The organism is Bernardetia aquimarina (genome assembly GCF_042180575.1).
Lineage (GTDB): Bacteria > Bacteroidota > Bacteroidia > Cytophagales > Bernardetiaceae > Bernardetia.
Genome location: NZ_CP170094.1, coordinates 966,429 through 989,144 on the forward strand (window position 1 = coordinate 966,429; position 22,716 = coordinate 989,144).

The 22,716-nt window shown below is 31.3% G+C and carries 16 protein-coding genes; 6 read left to right on the forward strand and 10 right to left on the reverse strand.

Features of this window, described 5'->3' with window-relative positions:
- Window positions 1-66: 66 nt before the first annotated feature.
- The gene (locus ACE193_RS03975; RefSeq protein WP_375561719.1) at window positions 67-828 is read right to left on the reverse strand and encodes a toxin-antitoxin system YwqK family antitoxin; all 762 of its coding nucleotides are present in this window, start codon (window positions 826-828) and stop codon (window positions 67-69) included.
- A 266-nt stretch (window positions 829-1,094) separates the two neighbouring features.
- Here ACE193_RS03975 and ACE193_RS03980 point away from each other — a divergent pair, with 266 nt between their 5' ends.
- The 3 genes from ACE193_RS03980 to miaA all read left to right on the forward strand — a co-directional run bounded on the left by ACE193_RS03980 (window position 1,095) and on the right by miaA (window position 9,146).
- A complete protein-coding gene (locus ACE193_RS03980; RefSeq protein WP_375561720.1) occupies window positions 1,095-4,418 on the forward strand; it encodes a two-component regulator propeller domain-containing protein in 3,324 nt (1,107 codons plus the stop codon).
- A gap of 132 nt (window positions 4,419-4,550) precedes the next feature.
- The gene (locus tag ACE193_RS03985) at window positions 4,551-7,994 is read left to right on the forward strand and encodes a PAS domain S-box protein (protein WP_375561721.1); all 3,444 of its coding nucleotides are present in this window, start codon (window positions 4,551-4,553) and stop codon (window positions 7,992-7,994) included.
- 159 nt (window positions 7,995-8,153) lie between these two features.
- On the forward strand, window positions 8,154-9,146 hold the full coding sequence (gene miaA, locus ACE193_RS03990; RefSeq protein WP_375561722.1) for a tRNA (adenosine(37)-N6)-dimethylallyltransferase MiaA: 993 nt from the start codon (window positions 8,154-8,156) through the stop codon (window positions 9,144-9,146).
- Between the two features lie 89 nt (window positions 9,147-9,235).
- On the opposite strand, the gene ACE193_RS03995 is transcribed toward miaA, so the two are convergent.
- The 4 genes from ACE193_RS03995 to recG form a co-directional block, all read right to left on the reverse strand.
- Window positions 9,236-10,102 (reverse strand): lysophospholipid acyltransferase family protein, encoded by an 867-nt coding sequence (locus tag ACE193_RS03995; protein ID WP_375561723.1) that lies wholly within the window; start codon window positions 10,100-10,102, stop codon window positions 9,236-9,238.
- A gap of 337 nt (window positions 10,103-10,439) precedes the next feature.
- Complete coding sequence (locus ACE193_RS04000) at window positions 10,440-10,988, reverse strand: 30S ribosomal protein S16 (protein WP_375561724.1); 549 nt, start codon at window positions 10,986-10,988, stop codon at window positions 10,440-10,442.
- Window positions 10,989-11,137: 149 nt separating this feature from the next.
- Complete coding sequence (locus ACE193_RS04005; protein ID WP_375561725.1) at window positions 11,138-11,776, reverse strand: hypothetical protein; 639 nt, start codon at window positions 11,774-11,776, stop codon at window positions 11,138-11,140.
- A gap of 346 nt (window positions 11,777-12,122) precedes the next feature.
- Window positions 12,123-14,345, reverse strand: coding sequence for an ATP-dependent DNA helicase RecG (recG, locus tag ACE193_RS04010; RefSeq protein ID WP_375561726.1), 2,223 nt, complete (start codon window positions 14,343-14,345; stop codon window positions 12,123-12,125).
- 204 nt (window positions 14,346-14,549) lie between these two features.
- Here recG and ACE193_RS04015 point away from each other — a divergent pair, with 204 nt between their 5' ends.
- Window positions 14,550-15,278 (forward strand): RDD family protein, encoded by a 729-nt coding sequence (locus ACE193_RS04015; RefSeq protein ID WP_375561727.1) that lies wholly within the window; start codon window positions 14,550-14,552, stop codon window positions 15,276-15,278.
- Window positions 15,279-15,360: 82 nt separating this feature from the next.
- Here ACE193_RS04015 and ACE193_RS04020 read toward each other — a convergent pair whose 3' ends face one another.
- The 5 genes from ACE193_RS04020 to ACE193_RS04040 all read right to left on the reverse strand — a co-directional run bounded on the left by ACE193_RS04020 (window position 15,361) and on the right by ACE193_RS04040 (window position 20,156).
- Window positions 15,361-15,801 carry a DUF4375 domain-containing protein gene (locus ACE193_RS04020; RefSeq protein WP_375561728.1) on the reverse strand — a complete coding sequence of 147 codons (441 nt, stop codon included), beginning with the start codon at window positions 15,799-15,801 and terminating at the stop codon, window positions 15,361-15,363.
- Window positions 15,802-15,813: 12 nt separating this feature from the next.
- Window positions 15,814-16,782 carry a ChaN family lipoprotein gene (locus ACE193_RS04025; protein ID WP_375561729.1) on the reverse strand — a complete coding sequence of 323 codons (969 nt, stop codon included), beginning with the start codon at window positions 16,780-16,782 and terminating at the stop codon, window positions 15,814-15,816.
- Window positions 16,783-16,803: 21 nt separating this feature from the next.
- Window positions 16,804-17,436, reverse strand: coding sequence for a hypothetical protein (locus ACE193_RS04030; protein ID WP_375561730.1), 633 nt, complete (start codon window positions 17,434-17,436; stop codon window positions 16,804-16,806).
- A 70-nt stretch (window positions 17,437-17,506) separates the two neighbouring features.
- Window positions 17,507-19,480, reverse strand: coding sequence for an amidophosphoribosyltransferase (locus ACE193_RS04035; protein ID WP_375561731.1), 1,974 nt, complete (start codon window positions 19,478-19,480; stop codon window positions 17,507-17,509).
- Window positions 19,481-19,730: 250 nt separating this feature from the next.
- Window positions 19,731-20,156 carry a PaaI family thioesterase gene (locus ACE193_RS04040; protein WP_375561732.1) on the reverse strand — a complete coding sequence of 142 codons (426 nt, stop codon included), beginning with the start codon at window positions 20,154-20,156 and terminating at the stop codon, window positions 19,731-19,733.
- Between the two features lie 260 nt (window positions 20,157-20,416).
- Here ACE193_RS04040 and ACE193_RS04045 point away from each other — a divergent pair, with 260 nt between their 5' ends.
- Complete coding sequence (locus ACE193_RS04045; protein ID WP_375561733.1) at window positions 20,417-20,671, forward strand: DUF2809 domain-containing protein; 255 nt, start codon at window positions 20,417-20,419, stop codon at window positions 20,669-20,671.
- A 96-nt stretch (window positions 20,672-20,767) separates the two neighbouring features.
- On the forward strand, window positions 20,768-22,702 hold the full coding sequence (locus ACE193_RS04050) for a peptidase M61 (RefSeq protein WP_375561734.1): 1,935 nt from the start codon (window positions 20,768-20,770) through the stop codon (window positions 22,700-22,702).
- Window positions 22,703-22,716: the final 14 nt, after the last annotated feature.

The following is a 22,716-nucleotide window of genomic DNA, read 5'->3' on the forward strand; positions in this document are numbered from 1 at the left end:
AGTGATAAATGGTTAATTGTAAATGAGCTACTCATTCATTTACAATTAACCATTTATAATTTACAATTATTCATTCTCTCCCTCCTCATATTCCAATTCTTCAATAGGCAATTTTTTCTTTTTGGCAGTTTTTCGTTTACCTTTTTTATAATAAAACCATTCACCAGTTACTTTTCCGTTTTCGTATTTTCCTTCATATTTCGGTTTGCCTTTTTCGTCGTAGTGAATCCAATATCCATTCTTTTTACCTTCTTTATAAACTCCTCTACTCATGACTACTCCATTTTCATCATAGTATGTCCAAGAACCTTGTTTTTGTCCGTCTTTGTATGTTCCTGATTGTATCATACTTCCATCAGTAAAATATTCTTCTACCAATCCATCTAGTTGTCCTTTTGTATAAAAAACTCTTCTTGCAAGTGTTCCATCTTCATAAAAGGAAAGCCAAAGCCCTTCATACGCTCCATCACGATAAATTCCAGTACGTTTTATTTGTCCGTTTGGATAATAAAAAAATGCCGAATCTTGCAACATTCCATTTATCCACATTTCTTTACGCTCTAATTTTCCATCTGGCGAATAATATTTCGAATGTCCATTGAGTTTATCATATTGATAATTTTCAAAAGCCATTGTTGTTCCGTCTGGATAATACAAAAACCAATACCCTTCTTTATTTCCTTTTACTTCTTTTCCTTCTGCTTTTAATGAGCCATCTTTATAAAACTCTTGCTTTTTAGATTGAGCAACACCCATTTGAGTACATGCAAAAAAACAAAAGATTACTAGACACATACTCAAACTCCCTAAATAATACTGGCTTTTCATATAATTTTGATTAGATAATAACGAAATTAATAATAGCAGTAAAAATACCAATTATCATACTACTTTCTAATTTTGTCAAGAAATAAATAGAATGAAACAAATTAAGATTTTATCCAAACTTATTCAAAATATGATTTTGAAATAAATTGAATTTATTTCGAATTAATTTTCACTAAATGTCTAATAAGTCAAAAAAAATGTTATTTTTGTAGCACTTGTATTTGCATAAACTCAACCAAATTGTACTTTATTTAGCTTATTTCCCCTTGAAACACTTACAAGATAAACACTTTTTCATAAATTGTTTTATTGCTTTTCCTAAACAGTCCTTTCTATATTTTTTCAAAATAGGAGTATTTCTGCTCACTTTTTTCTGTATTTCATTTCTTGTACATGCACAAAAGCAAAATAAACATATTCCCTTTGACCCTAACAAACAACTTTCTCAGTTTTTGATAGATGTTTGGGATAGCGAAAAAGGACTGCCTTCAGGAACACTTCTACAACTTATTCAAACCAATGACGGCTATTTATGGATTGGAAGTTATGACGGACTTTTGCGTTTTGATGGTAATAGTTTTGATCTCTATACCAAAAATACCGTAGAACAATTTCAAACAAATAATATTACACGCCTTAAAGAAGCAAAAGATAGCACTCTTTGGATAGGTACACAAGGAAGTGGACTCGTAAGTTATAAAAATGGAGCATTCAAATCACATGGCTTAGAAAAAGAATATATTGAAGCTATTCATGTATTAGATAATAGTGATTCTGTGTATGTGGGTACTCGTGCAGGAGGTTTGTTTGTTTATGATATCAAAACACAAAAATTCACATCTATCTCTTCAAAAGAATTATCATCAGAATCTATTTATGATATTTTAGAATATCCTAGAGGAAAGTTTTGGTTAGCTACAAGAAACCAAGGAATTTTGATATTACAAAATAATAGTCTTTTAAAAGTAGCTTCTGAAGTAGAAAACCCTCGTACATTAAAATTGTATTTAGATAATAAAAAAGTAATTTGGGCAGGTACATACAATGGAGTTTTGAAATATAACAATGATAAATTTATCAGACAATTTCCACAACTTGCAGAAGAGCGTATTCATGATATGAGATTTGACCCAGCAGGTAACTTTTGGATTGTTACTCGTAATAATATTTATCGCCATAATGTTTTGACAGAAAAGTTAGAACTTCTTACAACAGAAACAGGAGAGGCATTTGATGATGTGCGTTCAATTTGGTTAGACCAAGAAGAAGATTTATGGATTCCGACAGCTAGACATGGACTTTGTCGTCTGCGTGATGGAAAATTTATCAACTATACAGTCCGTGAAGGTCTTGCTTATCCTTCTGTAAATTCAGTGGGTATTTATAATAATACAGATGTTTTGGTTGGAACAAGTAATGGTACAATTCATCGTATCAATTCCCAAAAAAATAAAGTATTTGATTATCCATTAAAAACAAACCTCAATGGGCAAGAAATTTTCAATATTCGTCAAGATAGTGCAGGAATAGTTTGGATAATTACTTACGACGGTTTATTAAAAAAAGACCTTAATGGAAACGAAAAATTATTTACCAAGGCTGATGGTTTACCAACTAATGTATTGCGTCTTACCTACCAAGATTCAAAAGGACGTTTTTGGATAGGAACTAGAGGAGAAGGTTTAGTAGAATATAAAAAAGACCAAAAAACAGATAAATATATTTTTGAAAAAATTGGTTTAGAGAGAGGGTTTACACCTGACTTTGTGATGTCAATAACAGAAGATAATAATGGAAACCTTCTAGTAGGAACAAATAATGGAGGGTTAGCTGTCGAAAATGGAAATAAATTTGATTTATTTACTATTGAAAATGGTTTGCCTACTAATCTGATTTTTAATATTCATTGCGACAAACAAAATACAATTTGGTTGGCAACTAATGCAGGTTTGGTACGCTGGAAAGACAAAAAAGCATTTATCTTTGATGCTTCAAATGGTCTTCCAAATGAAACTATTTTTGATATTGTAGAAGACAATAATGGCTATTTTTGGTGTTCTTCAAATAGAGGGGTTTTGCGTATCAAAAAAAATGACCTCAATTCTTTAGCAAATGGAGATAAAATAGAACCAAACTGGACACAATATGACAAAAACGATGGGATGCGTACTGAGCAATGTAAAGGAGCTACTCAATCACTCATGTCTTCTCAAGGCATAATTTGGATTCCGACCAATAATGGAGCTTTGCGTATTGACCCTAATTTTTTACCCATCAATTCTCGTCGCCCTCCTGTATATGTACAAAAAGTTCTTTTAGATAATCAAACCTTTTTAGAGCCTCTAAAAATAATTGTGCAACCCGAACAACAACGTGTAACTATTGATTTTACGGCTCTTAGTTTTCGTGCACCTGAAAAAGTAAAGTTCAAATATCAACTTGAAGGCTTTGATAAAGAATGGGTTATTACAAAAGATAATAAAAGAGAAGCTGTTTATACAAATCTTCCCAACGGAACATATACATTTCATGTTATTGCTGCCAATAATGACGGTGTTTGGAATAATGAAGGAGCAAGTATCATAGTAGTAGTACAACCTCATATTTACGAAACTACTTGGTTTATAGGATTGGTTATTCTTTTGATAGGTGGAGGTATATGGGGAGTAGTCGTAGTAAGAACCAAAAGAATAAAAATGAAAGCTGAGGAGCTAGAACAAATTGTCAAATTACGTACTACCGAACTTCGTTCTACAAATGAAGAATTAATTACTCAACAACAAGTAGTTGATGAAAGAAATAAAATCATTGAAAAACAAAACAATAATATTATTTCTAGTATTAATTATGCCAAGCGTATTCAAATAGCAATGCTTCCTACACCAGAGCGTATTGAAGAGCTTCTATCCGAATTTTTTATTTTATTTTTACCTAGAGATATAGTTTCGGGAGATTTTTATTGGATCGAAGAGCAAAGTGAAAAAGTAGTTGTAGCTACTGTCGATTGTACTGGACATGGTGTTCCAGGGGCTTTTATGTCTTTAATTGGAAATGATATGCTCAATAAGGTAATTATAGATTATTCTATTACACAACCCAACTTAATTCTGGATGTACTCAATGATGAGGTAAGTAATATCTTAAAACAACGAGAAACCGACAATCGTGATGGAATGGACATGAATATTTGGACATGGGACAAAAAGGCAAATACAATAGAATTTGCTGGAGCAAAAAACTCATTAATTTATATCCAAAATGAAGAATTACACGAACTAAAAGCAAACAAAATTCCTATTGGTGGAAACTGGATAGGCAAACAAGCCATAAAATACACAAACCATACTATCAAAATTGATTCTCCAACTGTTGTATATACTTTTTCGGATGGTTATCAAGACCAATTTGGGGGAGAAAAAAACAGAAAATTTATGAAAGGAAAATTCAAAAACCTTTTATTAGAAATTCATAAACTGCCTATGAAACAACAAAATGAAATCTTAAAAGATAAATTTGAAGATTGGAGAAAAGAATATCCACAAATAGATGATGTACTGGTAATAGGTGTTAGAATTCCTGTAACAGACTAAAAACTAGATTTTAGACTATAATGAACTAAAAACACAACATTATTTTTAATTGAAATAATATAAGTGTTTTTTTTTTCATAAATTAAAGAAAAATTTGAATAAATTATTTAATCGCTGTAAAGTTGGTAGTTAATGCCTTATACAACCCCATTTTTCGAATTATCAGCAGAAGCATTCTGCGTAGTAGATGCACAAAATAACATCTTGCATGTCAATTCTGCAATGGAGAAAATCACTAAACAAAAAGAAAAAGAATTAGTCGGAAAAAATTTTATCGTAGAAGTAGGAAAAAATATTAAAAAGCAGAATGCAAAATTAGGCTATCAATTCGAAAAAGCACGTCATTATACCAATAAAAAAATAGTTGAGTCATATATTTTTGAACATAACCAACAGAATGAGGATAAAAACGAAAACGGATATAAAATTAGTCTAGTATCAAATGAAGAACAAATTGTATATGTATCTATTGCACATACAAATATTCCTTCTTCTAGCTTGATAGAATCCTTCCTAGAAAATAGTGCAATACAAACCAAACAGCTAAATATTATCCTAGCCACTATACCAGATGGTATTCTGATAGTCAATGATAAAGGGATAATATCTTTGGTAAACCCTGCTGCTGAAACTATTTTTGGGTATAAAGAAAAAGAATTACTCGGCAAATCAGTCGAAATACTACTATCTGAACAGCCTATACCAGCAACTTTTACAGAGTTAATGGCAGAGTCTTCAGACAATACAAAAGTAATTCATAATGTAGAACTCATCGCTAAACACAAAAATCAAACAACATTTCCTTTAAGTGTTTCCTTAAATGAAACTAATTTTGAAAAGGAAAAAATCGTTTATATTGCTCTAGTCAGAAATCTAACAAAGTCAAAAGAAGCACAAAATAAATTAAGAGATAGTCAAAATTTTGGAGAATCTATTTTTCAATCTGCCAAAATTGGATTAGCTGTTATCAATGAATGGGGATATTTTGTTAATGTAAACAAACAATATGCACTCATGACAGGCTATGAACCTACTGAATTAATTGAGCAGGTATATTCTATCATTGTTCCTGATTTTGAATTAGAAAATGCTATTCAGACCATCAAACAAGCACGAAAAGGAAATACAACAGCAAAAAAATATTGGAAATTAAAACGAAAAGACAACTCACTCATCGATATTGAATTATATATCAATGATTTTTACAATCGTCATGGAGGACAGTTTTTTATTCTTTCTTCTAAAGATATTACTGAAGAAAAAGCGATTGAAAAAGATTTAAGAAATACAAAAGAACTACTTGAAGGTATTTTTCAGTCATTAGACAATGTATTTTGGTCGTATGATGTCAAAAAAGATAATTTACTTACTATTTCGGCTGCCGTTGAAAAAGTCTATGATATTTCTCAAGAAGAACTAAAAAAAGATGCAAATGCTTGGCTAAAAAGAGTACATAAAGAAGATATAAAAGCCGTAAAAGAGGCTCGCAACAAAGCACGAGAAGGACAGAGTATTTCTTATGAATATCGTATCATTGATAGCAAAGGAGATATACATTGGATTCAGACAGATGTAAAAGTAACACTAGGAAAAGATAAACAACCAATCCGTATAGAAGGTGTAGATACAGAAGTTACACAACGTGTTTTGGCTAACAAAGAGTTGGATAGTACAAAAAGGATGTTGCAATTTATTTTAGATGCACTTCCTGATGGTGTAATATTTACGACTCCAAATTTGGAAATAGAATGGGTCAATCCTGCCATAAAAAATATCTTAGGTTATGATGATGATGAATACAAAGGTAGAATTTTTTCAAGTTTATTTGAAGAGGAAAGTTTTTTTCTGATTTCTGATCATTTTGATATTATGGAAAAAACATCTGTTTTTGAAATTGCTTTAAAAGCCAAAAATGGAAATTTAATTTATTCAGAAACTATTTCTACCCCTGTTTATGATTCTAGTAAAAATATAATTGGTTATCTGTATGTGATTAGAGATATTAGTGAACGCAGAGTATTTGAGGAAGAAAAAGCACAAATTATGCGTTCCTTAGCTCAATTCAAACGCACTTTAGATGTTACAAAGGATAGCGTTTTTATGTTTGATGCAACTACTCATTTATTTATTTATGCCAATAAAGGAGCTACTGAAGCTGTTGGTTATTCTTTTGGAGAACTTCGCACAATGAAACTCATTGACCTTATGAGCAACAGTACTCCAAAAGACTTTGAGCAACTCATTTCTTATGTTATAAATAATACAAATCATCAAATAAATTTGGATACAACTTTTTCACATAAAAGTGGTGGCAAATTTCCTGTTGCACTTTTATTGCAATATGTTGATTTGGATGATGGTGAAAATCGTTTTGTGGCTATTGTAAGAGATATTAGCGAACGAAAAATTACTGAACAATTACTCAAAGAAAGTGAACTCAAATTTCGTTCTACCTTCGAACAAGCAGGAATTGGAATTGCTCATATTGGAATAGATTTGTCGTGGGCTGCCTTTAATATTCATTTTTGTAAAATGACAGGTTATTCTCAAAACGAACTTAGTATAAGAAAACTCAGAGAAATTACGCATCCAAAAGATTTGCCTAGAGATATTAGGCAGCTTCGTCGTGTTCTGAATGAAAAAAGTGATGGTTATTCAATGCGAACACGTTATATTCATAAAAATGGAGATACAATTTGGCTCAATCTTTCTCTTTCCGTAGTAAAAGATGATGACAAAAAACCTGCATTTATAGTTATGTTTATTGAGAATATTTCTGACCAAGTAGAAGCTGAAGAAATGCTCAGACAAACTTTAGAAGAATTGAAGATAAGTAATTATGAACTAGACCAATTTGTCTATAAGGCATCACACGATTTGCGCTCACCCCTAACTTCTATACTCGGTTTATTAAATATTGCCGAAATTGATAAAGAACATGCACTTTCTCATATCAAAATGATTAGAGGAAGAATTCATAAATTAGATGAGTTTGTACAGTCAATTATCAATTATTCTCAAACAAGTAATTTGGAAACTAAATACGAACCTTTGAGAATAGAATATCTAATTCATAAAAACATTGCTGACTTAGATTTTTTACCGTATGCAAGTGAGATAAAATTCAAAATCAAATCAAGCCAAAAAGGAATCATTTATACAGATAATTTAAGGTTAAATGTTATTTTGAGAAATTTACTTTCTAATGCAATCAAGTTTGCAGACCGAACAAAAAAAATGTCTGTTATTCTAGTAGAAACTGCCACAAGAGACGATAAAAAGTTTGTTTTATCCATTACTGATAACGGATTAGGAATAGACAAACAGTATCAAGAACGAATTTTTGATATGTTTTATCGTGGAAATGAAAGGTCAGATGGAAATGGTTTAGGACTTTATATTGTACGTCAAGCTGTCGAAAAACTAGGAGGTGAACTCAAATTTGCTAGTCAGCTTGGAAAAGGCTCTACTTTTATGGTAATTTTGCCTAGCTTTAAGCCTCAAACAAAAGAAGAGTTAGAAAAACTATTTATTTCTTCTGATTTGGAGGCTACCAAAGAGAATAGAAATAACTAAACACAAATTATTTGGATAAACTGTGTTTTTGGTCTTGATACACTAAAACACCCAAAATAGCCTGTTTTTATAATTCATAAAAGCAATAATTTGTTATGCCTTTTTTAGATTGGGAGACTATTTTAGAATACAAAATTTGACTACGAAATATAAACTAACTTGAAAACATTAGTAGTAATAGCAGGTGCAACAGCCGTAGGAAAAACAGCTTTATGTACAGAATTAGCAGCTTACTTTAATACAGAAGTCATTTCAGCCGATTCAAGACAATTTTATAAAGAAATGAGCATTGGAACAGCAAAACCCACACAAAAAGAAATGACTTTTTTGTCTAAAAATGACACCCCAAAAGTAATAAAGCATCATTTTATCGATTCTCATTCAATTCAAAACCCTCTATCAGCAGGACAATTTGAAAAGGAGGCTTTATCTGTTATTGATAATTTATTCAAAAAGAGAAATAATAAAAATGATATATTAATTCTGACAGGAGGTTCTGGACTTTTTATTCAAGCAATCTGTGATGGATTTGATGAAATACCAACTATTGACACAAAATTCAGAGAGCAATTAAATAAAGAGTTAGAAGAAAATGGATTAGAAAAATTAGTCTCAGAATTAAAAGAAAAAGATTCAGAATATGCCCAAGAGGCAGATTTGAATAATCCTCAACGAGTCGTTAGGGCTTTAGAAATCATTCGAAGTACAAACAAAACTTATTCAGAATTCAGAAAAAAAACTAGGCAAAATCAAGAAAAAAATAAACAAGAAAGAAAACAAAAATTAGGCTTCGAAACTATCAAAATTATGTTAGACCGACCTAGAGAAGAATTATACGAACGAATAAACAAACGAGTTTTGATAATGATAAAAAATGGTTTAGTCGAAGAAGTAAAAGGCTTACAAAATTATGCTCATCTTTCCCCATTAAAAACAGTCGGTTATCAAGAAATTTTTGATTATTTAGATGCTACTCAAGAAATTGATTTACCAACAGCCATTTCAAACATTCAACAAAACACAAGACGATTTGCCAAACGACAATTAACTTGGTTTAGAAGAGATACAGAATATACTTGGTATGACCTTTCGCAAGCAAATTATAAAGAAAAAATAATTGATTTTATTGAAAATAGTATTTCAACAAAGTAGTTTATCGATAGAAGAATCCAAACCTAGAAGTTGTTTAAAGTGTATATTCTTAAAACAACTTCCTAGCCTAGTGTTGTTAGACGATATGATTATTTTATTGTTTTCATTTCCTCAGGCAATTTGACATGTTTTTCAATAAAATGCTGAATATCTGCAATCGTATGTTCGTCTGTAAACTGAACTGGTTTTTTGAATGTTACTTGTAATTGTGTACCTCTTTTTTTCAAAAAGAATCCTTTTTTATCAAATGCCCTTCTAAAACCATTGATATAAACAGGAACTACAATCGGTTTTAATTCGTGAATCAAATGTGCAGAACCTTTTCTTACTGGAGCAAATGCTTTTGTTGTTCCTTGAGGAAAAGTTACTACCCAACCTTCTGCCAATGCTTGTTTTATTTTGTTAGGAGCTGATGTATCTGCTCCTCGTTGTACTTCTTCTCCTTTTGCTCTCCAACTTCGTTTTATAGTAACAGCACCTGTATAAGCTAATAGTTTTGGCAACCAACCACCATCTTTCATCGTTTCTTCGGCTGCTACATAAAACATTTTTGTACGTGGATTTAATAAATATACAGGAAAATTAATATTTTTAAATTTCCATTTTACACTACAAAAAACGTGATACATTACCATTACATCAGCAAAATAAGTTTGATGATTGGAGATAAACATAACGCCTTTGTTGGGAAGATTCATTAAATGTTCTGCACCTTCTACTTTTGTGTTATTCAAAATATTAAAACGTGGATACGTCGCTGCACCAAGAACGCCTACAAGCATCCTTTTCAAAAAAAGAAAATTTCCAAATGGATCTTTTCGAATAATTTTCAATTTTTTCACTTTACTTATCCAAGACATTTTTTGTTTGTCAGAACGTACTTTATTTCTTCGTCTAAATTTTTTTGGCGACTGGATTGTATTTTCTTCGTTTGAGGTAGATGTGTTTGTGTCCATTATTTTATAACTAAAAATGATAAAATTTGGTAGTCTGAATAGTGTGTTATTTTATGATAAACGAATATTCATTCGCTTAGGTTTGTTTCTGAAAAGTTAAAGAAATATTTTGACAGTAGATAATTTTATTTTGATTCCTTTAATTTTTATTGGTTTTTTTCTAAAAAAAAACTCTTTTTTATTTTTATCCTATAAAAATAGAACAAAAATAAAAAAGAGTTAGAAGTTTTTTTATAAATAGATATACGTTTAATTAAAACCAGTTATCTATATCAGTAATTATAAATCAAATAGATTACTAACTTGTAATTTTTAATTCATAATTATTCCTTATAAATTATTCTCCTGCATTTTCTGTTGTTTCTTCCGTAGATGCTTCTGGAGCTTCTTCGCTTGCTTCGGCAGCAGGCTCATTAGCTTTAGCAGCTTCTTCTTGTTTCTTACGGATAGCTTCAGCACGAGCTTCTTTTACCTTAGCTTCAGCAGCCATACGGTCTTTAGCAGCTTGTTGTTTATCACCCGAAAGTTTAGAAATACGGCTTTCAATTTTTTGGTCTTTAGCTTCTCTCCAAGCTGCCATTTTTTCGTCAGCAGATTCTTGAGTAATAGCTCCTTTGTTTACACCTAATTGAAGGTGTTTACGGAACATTAAACCTTTATAATGTAACATTCTTCTTACAGTTTCAGAAGGCTGCGCTCCTACCATAAGCCATTTAATAGCTTTCTCGTCATCAATAACGATAGTAGCAGGTACAGTCTGCGGATTGTAAGTCCCAATTTTTTCGATGAATTTACCATCACGTGGCGCTCGGGAGTCAGCTACAACGATTTCGAAACGTGCAGCTTTTTTGCGCCCTCTTCTTGCAAGTCTTATGCGAGTTGCCATAACTTATACAAAGTTTAGAGAGGTCTGAAAATTAAAATAATACCCTAAAATAAAATAAATTAGAGTTCTTGTTTTGATAAGAGTTCTATAAAAACAAGACTGCAAAGGTAGAGTTTTATTTTAATATTTACAATTTTTCACTTCATTATTTATTCTTTCAAGCCTTCATTTGAGATATTTTTTTGACTTTCTTGGTATTTTGAGGTAATCGTAATATACATTTTTTGAATCAGAAATGCCCAAAAACCACAAATAAACGACATCAAAAGAGCTATTCCAAAATGAAAAAACAACCTAAAAAATGTAATTTCTCCATATCCAATAAAATACTGTCCCAAATCAGTTCCATAATGCCATTGTAAAATAGCCAAAATACTATGATGTCCGATAGCTAAGAAAGAATAAACTACCTGCATACGCCAATCTTGATAAATAATAAGAAGAGCAGCATTGGTAAAATAAAAAAAGTGCATTTCTGCCATTCCGTGAAGCTGACCTATAAATTGCAGCATAAAAATAGTATAAACCACAGAAATCAATGCTCTAGAAAGTCTGCCTTCTTGCAAAACCAAACGAATTATCAAATACAGCATACACGTACAACCTGCTGTAATCCAAGTAAAAAGCCAAGTACTATATATAGGAGCAAGGCAAATTCCTATCAAAAAAAATAGTCCTACAAATCCATCTGAAATAGAATCTACTTGTTTTTGTACTTCATTGAGATAACTTTCCTTATTTGTATATTCAACAATAGGAATCCATTTATTAGTAAAAAAATTAGGCATAAAAATAATGAGATTGAAAAATAAATGGACTAGGAAAATAAATATCCAAATATAATTACAAATTTTAAATTATATATAAAAGTTGTTTGAAGAATTAGGGCATGTTCATAAAAACTTTGTCAGTAGTTTTTTGGTAATCCAAAATAACTCTGACAATAGTTTAGTGCGTATTTTTCAAACTATTGACAGCCTTGTGAAAGGACTGTCAAAGTTGAAAAAATGCTATACCCCAAAGAAACAGCGTAGCTAATTTCTTTTGCAAACTTATTTTTATTTGTTGGTGTCGCTACACTAAAACAGCAACAAAGACTGTATTTTTTTGGTATAATTAATTTATTTTTATAATCTAAGAGATTCTGCTCCAATTAATAGTCTGCTCTTTTTGAATATTTTCTAACATAGTTACTAAAGGCTGATTTTCTTCTTTTTCTAATTTTGGGTCTTCTTTTAGTATTTCTTGGGCTACCTCTCTTGCTACTTTCAGAATTTCGCCATCTCTTGCTAAATCAGCAATTCGTAAATCTACTGCACCACTTTGTTGTGTTCCTGCAATATCGCCAGCACCACGTAATTTCAAATCTTCATCAGCAATTTCAAAACCATTTACTGTCCTGACCATTACTTCAAGACGTTTTTTGCCTTCTTTACTGAGTTTATAACCACTCATCAAGACACAATATGACTGTTCACTTCCACGCCCAACACGCCCACGAAGCTGATGAAGCTGTGAAAGTCCAAAACGTTCAGAATTTTCGATAATCATAACAGAAGCATTCGGAACATTTACACCTACTTCAATTACCGTTGTGGCAACCAAAATTTTGGTTTCTCCTTTTGCGAAGCGTTGCATCTCAAAATCTTTGTCTTTAGGTTTCATTTTTCCATGCAAAATACTGACAGGAACTTTTGGAAAAGCTCTGCAAATACTCTCATATCCATCTTCCAAATTCTTATAATCTAATGTTTCTGATTCTTCAATCAATGGATAAACCAAATAAATTTGTCTTCCCAAATCAATCTGACTTTGCATAAAACCAAAAACACGCAGACGATGAGCATCAAATTTATGAACTGTTTTAATAGGTTTGCGACCTGCTGGAAGTTCATCAATTATCGAAACATCCAAATCTCCGTACAAAGTCATCGCCAACGTTCTAGGAATTGGCGTTGCTGTCATGACCAAAACATGAGGAAAGAAACCTTCATTTTTTTGCCATAATTTAGCTCTTTGTGCTACTCCAAAACGGTGCTGCTCATCAATTACACAAATTCCTAATTTCTGAAACTGAACTCTATCTTCTAAAAGCGCATGTGTTCCGACAATAATATGAATTTTTCCTTCTTTCAAATCTTCCAACATTTCACGCCTTGCTTTTGTCTTTGTTGAGCCTGTAAGAATATCAATTCGAAGTCCCAATGCATCACAAAATCCTTTCAGACCTTCATAATGTTGTTGCGCCAAAATCTCGGTAGGTGCCATCAAGCAGCTTTGAGCCTCATAATCAATTCCCATGAGCATAATCAAAAAGGAAACAATCGTTTTTCCACTTCCTACATCTCCTTGCAAAAGTCTGTTCATCTGGCTACCCGATTGTACGTCTTGATGAATTTCTTTGATAACTCGTTTTTGTGCGCCTGTAAGCTCAAAAGGCAAATGTTCTTTATAAAATTTGGCTAAAGTAGGTGTTTTTTCAAAAATTAAACCTTGATTTTTGTCTGTTCTGACGAGTTTTAATTGCAAGAGTTGAAGCTGAATAAAAAATAATTCTTCAAATTTTAGTCGATTTCTTGCTGTTTCTAACCACTCTGTATTTTTTGGAAAATGAATATGAACAATAGCTCTTCTTCTATCCAATAAATCTTGTTTTTCAATAATAGAAGCTGGCAAAGTTTCCTCAATTTCTTTATGTACTTGACGAATAAGCGTTTGCATCAAATTTGAAATTCCTCGGCTGTCCATTCCCTTTGCCTTCATTTTTTCGCTTGTATGATAGACAGGCTGCAAATAGAGTTTTTCTTTTTCAGAAGGAATATATAATTCTACTTCTGGATGAGCAATGCTAAAATTCCTGCCATACATATTCGGACGACCATAAACGATATATTCTTGTCCATCTTTAAGTTTTTTAGCAACCCAGTTTGCACCCCGAAACCAAACCAGTTTTACTTCTCCAGTAGCATCTTCTAAAATTGCTTCCAAACGTTTCTTTTTTCCTTCTCCCCAAAGATTGATATTTCGTAATCTTCCTTTGAGTTGAACGGCTGTATCTTCTTCTGAAATTAAACCTATTTTTTGAAATTGTGTACGGTCTTCATAACGAAAAGGCAAGTGCATCAGCAAATCACCAAAAGTTCTGATATTGAGTTCTTTTTGTAAAACTTCTGCACGCAAGCCACCAACACCTTTCAGAAATTCTATTTTTGTATCAAAAACTGTTTTCTCAACTGTTTTTCTACTATTTATTTTAGAGTTTTCAGAATTAGGCGCAGCATTTTGAGATTCTTGATTAGAATCTATTGCATTATTTTGTATGCTATTTTGCGTATTATTTTCGGCAGATTTTTCCAATAGTTTGTAAAAGATAGTGCTTTACAAAAATAGCAAATTAAAGTAGAAAAACAATCTTTTTTGCTAATTTTGTTAGATTTATTTATCTAAAAAACATTTTATAAAAGTCAGTTTGAGAAAAAAATAATAAGATAAAATGTAACCTAATTAGCTACTTTTAGAGTTTAACTCATAGTTTGTGATAATAGAATCAATTATATAAAAATGAAACACGCCTTAATTCTTACTGAAAATCAAAATCACTTTTTACAAGAAAATCGTCAAGACCCAATTACTCAAGATAGTTTTTCTTTAGGAGATGAAATTGTTTTTTGTGCTTCTTGTAAATCTGCTTTTTTGAAGGAAAGTTGGGAGTATATGGGTTCAGAGCATTGTAATCAAAAGAATACATTATACGATTTTCCAAGACTAGCAACTGCTTTACAAATTAAGAAAGTCATTACTTCTGCTTACATAAACCCAAATAGTGATGACCGTTCGCTTGCTTTTTTATTAGATTTATTGGTCGCATTGTGTTTTGGAGCAGGAATGTATTTTGTTTTATCCTACTTTAGAGCCGAGAAACAAACTATTTCAAATTTTTCGATAGGTACAGCATTTTTATACATCATTTTTAGAGATTGTATATTAGGAGATAGCAGTGTCGGAAAAAAAATACTGGGACTTTATTTTATAAATAATCAAACTGCTAAAAAAGTATATTTTTTAACTCTTGTCATACGAAATTTAATCTATTGGATACCAATGGCGATACTAATTACATTACTACTTTGGACAGAAAACAACTCGGTTTTCTCTCTTTTTATTGTAATTATACTATTGATTTTACATATCGTTCAAGCACTTGCACTACTTACAAATCAGTTTAGTTTTTTTGATAATTTATTAGGAATAAAGTTGATGCAAAAAAATAAGAATGCTATAAAAAAATGAAAAATGCCTTAATTCTTACTGAAAATCAAACTCATTTTTTAGAAGAAAACTATCAATATACATGAGAAGAAGTTTATGTGTCCTAATTTTCTTTTAAGTAAAAATCATACGCCAATTTTTGAATATCATTTGGGTCTGTCCAGTAAAGCTCATCCAATTCATCAAGTCTTTTCTCTTCTTCTTTTGTAATATACTCTCGTAAAATAATTGGAATATCCCAAAATTTTTCTATTCTTTCATCATCTTGACATTTTGAGATAATTAGTTCGCACTCAGTAATAATTTCTAAATTCTTACTAGCATTTATTTTTTTAAGTACTTTTTGTGTTTCTAAGAAATTTTCATACCCCCAATTACAAAAAAACTGTATAAAACCTCCATTGTACATATCAGATTCTAGTCTCCAAATTCGTACAATTTCTTGTTCATTTTGAGATAGATTTTCTAAGTTTCCTTTTTCTATATCAAATAACTTATCCATTACTTCGAATGAATAATCTTCAAATTCTTGTCTTATATCCATAAAAAATTAAAATTAATACGTCTTAGTCATAGAAAGAGGCGTAACAATCGCAAAATCAGCAACATTCGTTTTTTCTAAAACATCTAAGTCTTTTTGGTCGGCTGCCGTAATGGTCATTATTTTCAAACTTGGATTATATTTTCTAAGATAATAAACAATACTTTCGTAATTATCTGAATGGTAAGAACCATTGAAGTGTAGGAAAATAGAATTTTTCTTTTCTGCCTTTTTATTTTGTGTTACTCTCTCTTGTTTGTAATATTCGTTAATTCTATATGCCATTGTTGCATCTTTTACGGCTTGTGCGTAGGCAAAATTTGCAGCACCTTCACTTACTGTTTCAGTATCAGAAGTCGAATGAACCCCCATCATTTTGAGCATATTTGCGTAAGCTGGCATCTTCAAATCTACTTCAATAGGCAAAGGCATCATAAAACGTTTTGCATCTTCTGAAAGCTCATCCAAACTAGACAACCCTTTTTTAGAAACCAAAGAAGCATAACGACGAGGGATATTTGTAGCTACAAAATCAAGATTATTTTCCTTTGCAAATTCTACCAACGGCTTATAATCTGTCTTATAATTATTCCATAATCTTGCTTCGGCTTCAAAGTTTTTTTCTGTAATAATGTCATTCAGATATTCATCTAAAATAGTTTGATTATCGGCTTCAAATATTTCTGCGCCTAAAATGAGATTATTTTTTGTTCTAAAAATCTTTCCCTCTTTTATTATATTTGAATTTTTAGATAGAATTTTATACAAATCCTTTGTCAATTCAATCTGTAACCAATGAATAATCGGATTATTATGACTTTCTCCAAAAAGAATAATATCGGCTTCTTGTGCTTTTTCTAAAATAGATTGATAAGACGATTTTTTTCCTGCTGCATCAAAAATTTGATAGGCTGGTTTGTCAGTTTGGAAAGACATAAGAAGAAATAATAATAAGACAGAAACACCAATTTTATGCTTTTTCATGTAATTATGAATATTCATTTTTTAAAAAAATCCACCTACACGCACTTGTAAAGGACTTCCATAAATTGAGTTATACTGGTCATAGAAAGGATTATACAAAGCTGAAATAGTAAAACCAGCACGATTGCCTATCGGAAAGACTAATCCCCCACCAACAAAAAACGCAGGAAATGCTTGTGTATTTTCGGCTACACCACTAATATTTGTATAAGAAAATTTAGCAAATAAAGATTCATATTCTGCGTGAGCAAATAAATTGCCTACATTCAAAAAATCTTCTGCAATTATGTAACGAGAAAACAAACGTCCTCCATAAATATTCTGTTTCCATAACAAATTTCCACCATTATCATTTTGTCTTTGATACTGATATGTACCTCCAACACCTACTGAAAATTTGGGTGTAAGTCTATATCCTATTATTGGAGAAATATCTATGTAAGTAAAACGTCCGAAAGTTCCTCCTAAGTTTCCACCAAAATAAAAACGATCAATAAGAGGAATCTTTTCATCATCATCGTCTTCACTTTCTTTTTCTTCTTTCTTTTCTTCTTTTTCATCTTCTTGTGGCTTTTCTACTTCTACACCTTCTACCTGTGCAAAAGAAATAGAACAGAAAAATGATAATACAATAACTAAGATTATTTTTTTCATTGTTTTTATACGTTTTTATTTTAGTAATGCAAACCTATAAGATTTTGAAAATCGTATAGGTTTATTAGTTTTAATAGGCTCTCGTTTTTTTACCTTCCATAAAGTTAATAAAGGCTTGATTAGCTACTCTATTTCCCCCTCGTGTAGGATAATTTCCTGTAAAATACCAATCTCCCAAATGATTTGGACAGGCTTTATGCAAATTTTCTACTGTTTGATAGACTACTTTTACTTCTGCTTTGATATTTGTTGAAATAATTTCGGCTACTTTGTCAGAAACTTCTTCATACTCAAACATATCATATAATTCTTTGACATGATTAACTACTTTTTCTAACGGCAGTTTTTTTGATTCCAAACATTTATCATACACATCATCAAGCATGTATTTCAGATGACGCTCTTCCAAAAGCGCAAGCAAAGCACGAAAAACAACAAATTCATGTTGCCTAGACATATCAATTCCATAACAATCAGGAAAACGAATTTGAGGAGCAGAAGAAACAATAACGATTTTCTTTGGCTCTAGTTTATCAAGCATCGTAAGGATACTTTTTTCTAAGGTTGTTCCTCTCACAATCGAATCATCAATGACAACAAGCGTATCAATTCCTTTTCTGACAATCTCATACGTTGTGTCATAAACATGCGCCACCATATCATCTCGTTGAGCATCACCAGTAATGAAAGTTCGCATTTTAGAATCTTTAATTACCAATTTTTCAACTCTAGGACGGAAAGACATAATCTTTACCTCCTCTTCCTTTGATAACTCTTCGTCATGGTTTAATGTTTTTTCTCGCTGCGCTATCAAATGATGTTCTACTCCTTTTACCAAACCTAAAAATGCAGTTTCGGCAGTATTAGGAATATAAGAAAAAATAGTATTTTCCAAATCGTGTTCTATGGCATCCAAAACTTGATGATGCAACTGACGACCTAACATTTTTCGTTCGTTATAAATCTCTGGGTCTGTTCCTCTTGAAAAATAAATACGTTCGAAACTACACGACTTTTTCGGTAGTGGTTCTTGAAACTTGACTATTTCGTAGTCTGCTTTTTTGTTTACAATAAGCGCATGACCTCCTTCAAGTTCCTGTATTTCAGAATAATCACAATTAAAAGCTGTTTTGATAGCAGGTTTTTCAGAAGCTGCCACAATTACCTCATCATTGATATAATAATAAGCAGGACGAATACTTGCAGGGTCACGAGCCACAAACGCATCTCCATGACCAGCCATCCCTACCATGACATATCCACCATCAAAATCGTTGCACGAACGCTCTAATATTTTTTTCCAATCAATATTTTGTTCTACTTTACCAATTATCTCTTCATTGGTAAGCGTTTGTGTTTTTTCTGTGGTTTCATAGTTTTCATGGATATTTTTTCCATTTACATTCACATCAAAAGCTAGTTTTGCCCTTTCTTCTTGTTGATATTGGGCATAATAATGTTGATTTTCTCTATCCAAAAAATGCCCTATTTTTTCTAAAGCTGTTATTGTATCGCCTTGTTCTTGTGGAAACTGCCCTAATTCTGCCAAATGACTAAATAACTCCTCGGCATTTGTCATATTAAAATTACCAGCTAAAAGTAAATTTCTACTTCTCCAGTTGCTACTTCTCAAAAGAGGATGACAAAAACGTACATCATTTGCTCCATAGGTTGCATAACGCAAATGTCCTAAAAATAGCTCTCCAGCAAAAGGAACATTCTCTTTTACCCATTTTCCTTTATAATATTTTTTACCTTCTTTTTGGGCTTTAGTAAATTTTTTACCTATTTTATTAAAAATATGATTGATAGGCTGTTCTTCAATCGAACGAATACGGTCAATGTATTGATGTCCTTTTTTCATATCAATTTTGATACTTGCCAATCCTGCACCATCTTGACCTCGGTTGTGCTGTTTTTCCATCAATAAAAACATTTTATTGACAGGATAAGCAGGTGTTCCATATTTTTCAATATAATATCCAAGTGGTTTTCGAAGGCGTAAGAATGCTACTCCACATTCATGTTTTAGAGATTCGCTCATAATAGAAGAAAAAAAGGTGGGAATGAATTATGTATTCTGATTCGATTATTAGTTCAATTATACTACAAAGATAGCCATAAAATAGCTATTTTGTTTAATGTATTGCTCATCAAGACACGAGCAATGGCGTATATATTCTTAAATTTTTGAAATTAAATAAGTAACCTTATTTTTTGTTATCATTCATCAGAATTTTCTAAATCCAATTAATTTTACTGTTGCTTATTTCTCTACAAGCAACTTTCAGTAATTAATGAAAACGCTCCACTACTGCCATCGTTATTCTACTGATACATGTTAGCTTTCCTTCTTCGTTAGTCATTTTTATTTCCCAAACATGTGTTTTTCTACCTACATGAAGTGCTGTTGCTGTTCCGTACACCCATTTTCCCTTTGGAACAGGTCGGATATGATTTGCATTTATTTCCAATCCCATACAGGCATATTTTTCTGTATCGACGCTCATATTTGCAGCAATACTTCCCAACGTTTCGGCAAGAACAACAGAACCTCCTCCATGTAAAACACCCATAATTTGTATATGACGCTCATCAACAGGCATTTTTCCACTAATTGAGTTTTCTGTAACTTCTGTAATTTCAATTCCTAAAAAACCAACCATTGTATTTTTTTGTCCTTCATTGATTAGTTCTACTGGCTTTATTTTGATACTCATTTTTTGATATGTTTTTATTTGAATTAATACATTTATTTTGCTTTAAACTTCAAATTTATTGAAATAATTTAGAAATTTTTGAAGTAATTTTGATTTATACATTTCAACCTATTCCAAAATGCCAAGAAAGCGAAAAATTTATTTCCTATTAGTTGTTCTTACTATTATAATTGGTTTGGTTTCAAGAACTGAATTTATTTCTAGTTTCATTACTGAGCATTTTGGAGATTATCTATATGCCGTTTTATTTTTCTTGATTTTTGGATTTATATTTACAAAAGCTCAGACTTACAAAATTTTTCTACTCATTTTGCTATGGAATTGAATTTCTTCAACTTTATCAACCAAAACCAGCTAACTGGATTAGTTTTATTCGGAGTTATGAAGTAAGTAGATTGATTTTGGGAAATAATTTTCAATGGTTTGATATAATCAGTTATACACTTGGAGGAATGACAGGTTATATTTTCGAAGTTTTGTTTTATTCGGAGTTTCATTCCAAAAATCATAAATAATCAAAACTGAATCTAAAAAAAACCTTTCTTGTCAATCAAATTGCTATTTTAGTTACAAAATCAATTATTTCTATTTATACAATTTAATTTTATCTTATGAATATTTTTTCACTTCATTCTAAATTTGTCTTTTTACTCTTTGTATTTAGCTTGTCAGCCCAATCTATATTTGCTCAACAAGAAACAATGGGAGTGGTTCAAATCTACGACCCTTCAGAAATAGTATATTCGTATCAGCTTGACCTCACAAAAGTAAAAAATGACAAAGTTCCTGTTGAAGTTTTAATTACAAACTTAGACAAATTCCGTCCTTCTGTTGAGCCAACTGATCCACCAAAAGAAGATTCTATTTCTTTTTTTATGCCTAAAATTGTTCCTGGTACGTATCGTATTTATGATTTTGGACGGTTTTTGAGTAATTTTAAAGTATTTGATAAAAAAGGCAAAGAAATTGGTTTTTCTCATCCTAATGAAAACGAATGGCGTTTTCCTACTAAAAATTTAGATAAAATCACATATTTAGTAGATGATACTTTTGATTCACAAGAAAAAAACAAAGTCTTCGAACCAGGAGGAACAGATATTGAAGATGAGATTTTTGTAATCAATACACATGGCTTTTTTGGTTATTTGGAAGGATTAAAACGCAACTCTTTTTTGATAAATATTATCAAACCTAAAAAGTTTTATGGCGCTACTCCTTTAATTCCTATCAATTCTGGAGAGAAAGAAGACCTTTACTTAGTTTCAGATTATCACCTTTTGGCAGATTCTCCGATGTTATATTCTGTTCCTGATACAGTTACTTTTGATGTAGGAGGCGCAGAAATTTTGGTTTCAGTTTTTCACGAAAAAGGAACAGTAAAGGCGAAAGAAGTAGCAAAAGAAGTTCAGAAATCTTTAGAAGCTCAAAAAAATTATTTAGGAGGAACATTACCTATCAAAAAATATGCGTTTTTGATTTATATTTTTGATGGTTTTAGCAATTCGGGTTCGTATGGAGCTTTAGAGCATTCGTATTCTTCGCTTTATTTCTTGCCTAATTTGGGAGCTTCTCGTCTTGCAAATACAGTTGTAGAAATTGCAGCTCATGAGTTTTTTCATATCTTGACACCTCTTTCTATTCACTCTGAACAAATTCATTATTTTGATTTTATCAATCCTAAAATGTCAAAACACCTTTGGCTCTATGAAGGAGTTACTGAATATTTTGCAAATCATGTTTTGTTACAACAAGATTTGATTTCTTTAGAAGAATTTTTGGATAAAATGCGTGAAAAAGTAAGTGAAGCCAATAATTATTCTGATGTTCCTTTTACAGAAATGAGCTTGGGTTGTTTGGATGAATATGCTGACGAATATGGAAATGTTTATGAAAAAGGAGCTTTAATTGGTTGGATGTTGGATATTCGTTTGAGAGAATTATCTGAAGGAAAATATGGTTTGATGAACTTAATGCAAGATTTATCAAAAAAATATGGAACAGAACAACCTTTTAAAGACGACAAACTTTTTGATGTAATTACTGAAATGACGTACCCAGAAATTCGTACTTTCTTTGCTGATTATGTAGAAGGAAATAAAGAGTTACCTTATACAGATTATCTAAAAACTATTGGCATAAACACAACAGGCGAAGGAACAGAAGAAGTATTTAACTTTGGAAATATTGGTTTGGCAGTTGATCCACAAACAAAAGAAGTAAGTGTTTTTAGTATGGAAGGCGCAAATGAATTTGGGAAGATGTTTGAAGAAGGTGATGTTATCTTGAAAATAAATAACCAAAAAGTAGATGCTGCGAATTTCTTGGATTTGATTACAGAAGCCAGTTATAAAGAAAATGAAGAGATGGAAATAGTAGTGGCTAGAGAGTTTAAGAAAAGAAAAAAAACCAAAATAAAAGAACAAACATTAAAATCTAAACCTGTATTTGTAGAACAAGAACAAGATTTTGGTTTTGAAGAGACCCAAGATAAAAATGAAAAACAAATCAAACTCTTGAAGGCTTGGGAAAAGTGGGAAATAAAATAATCTGTTTTACTTGA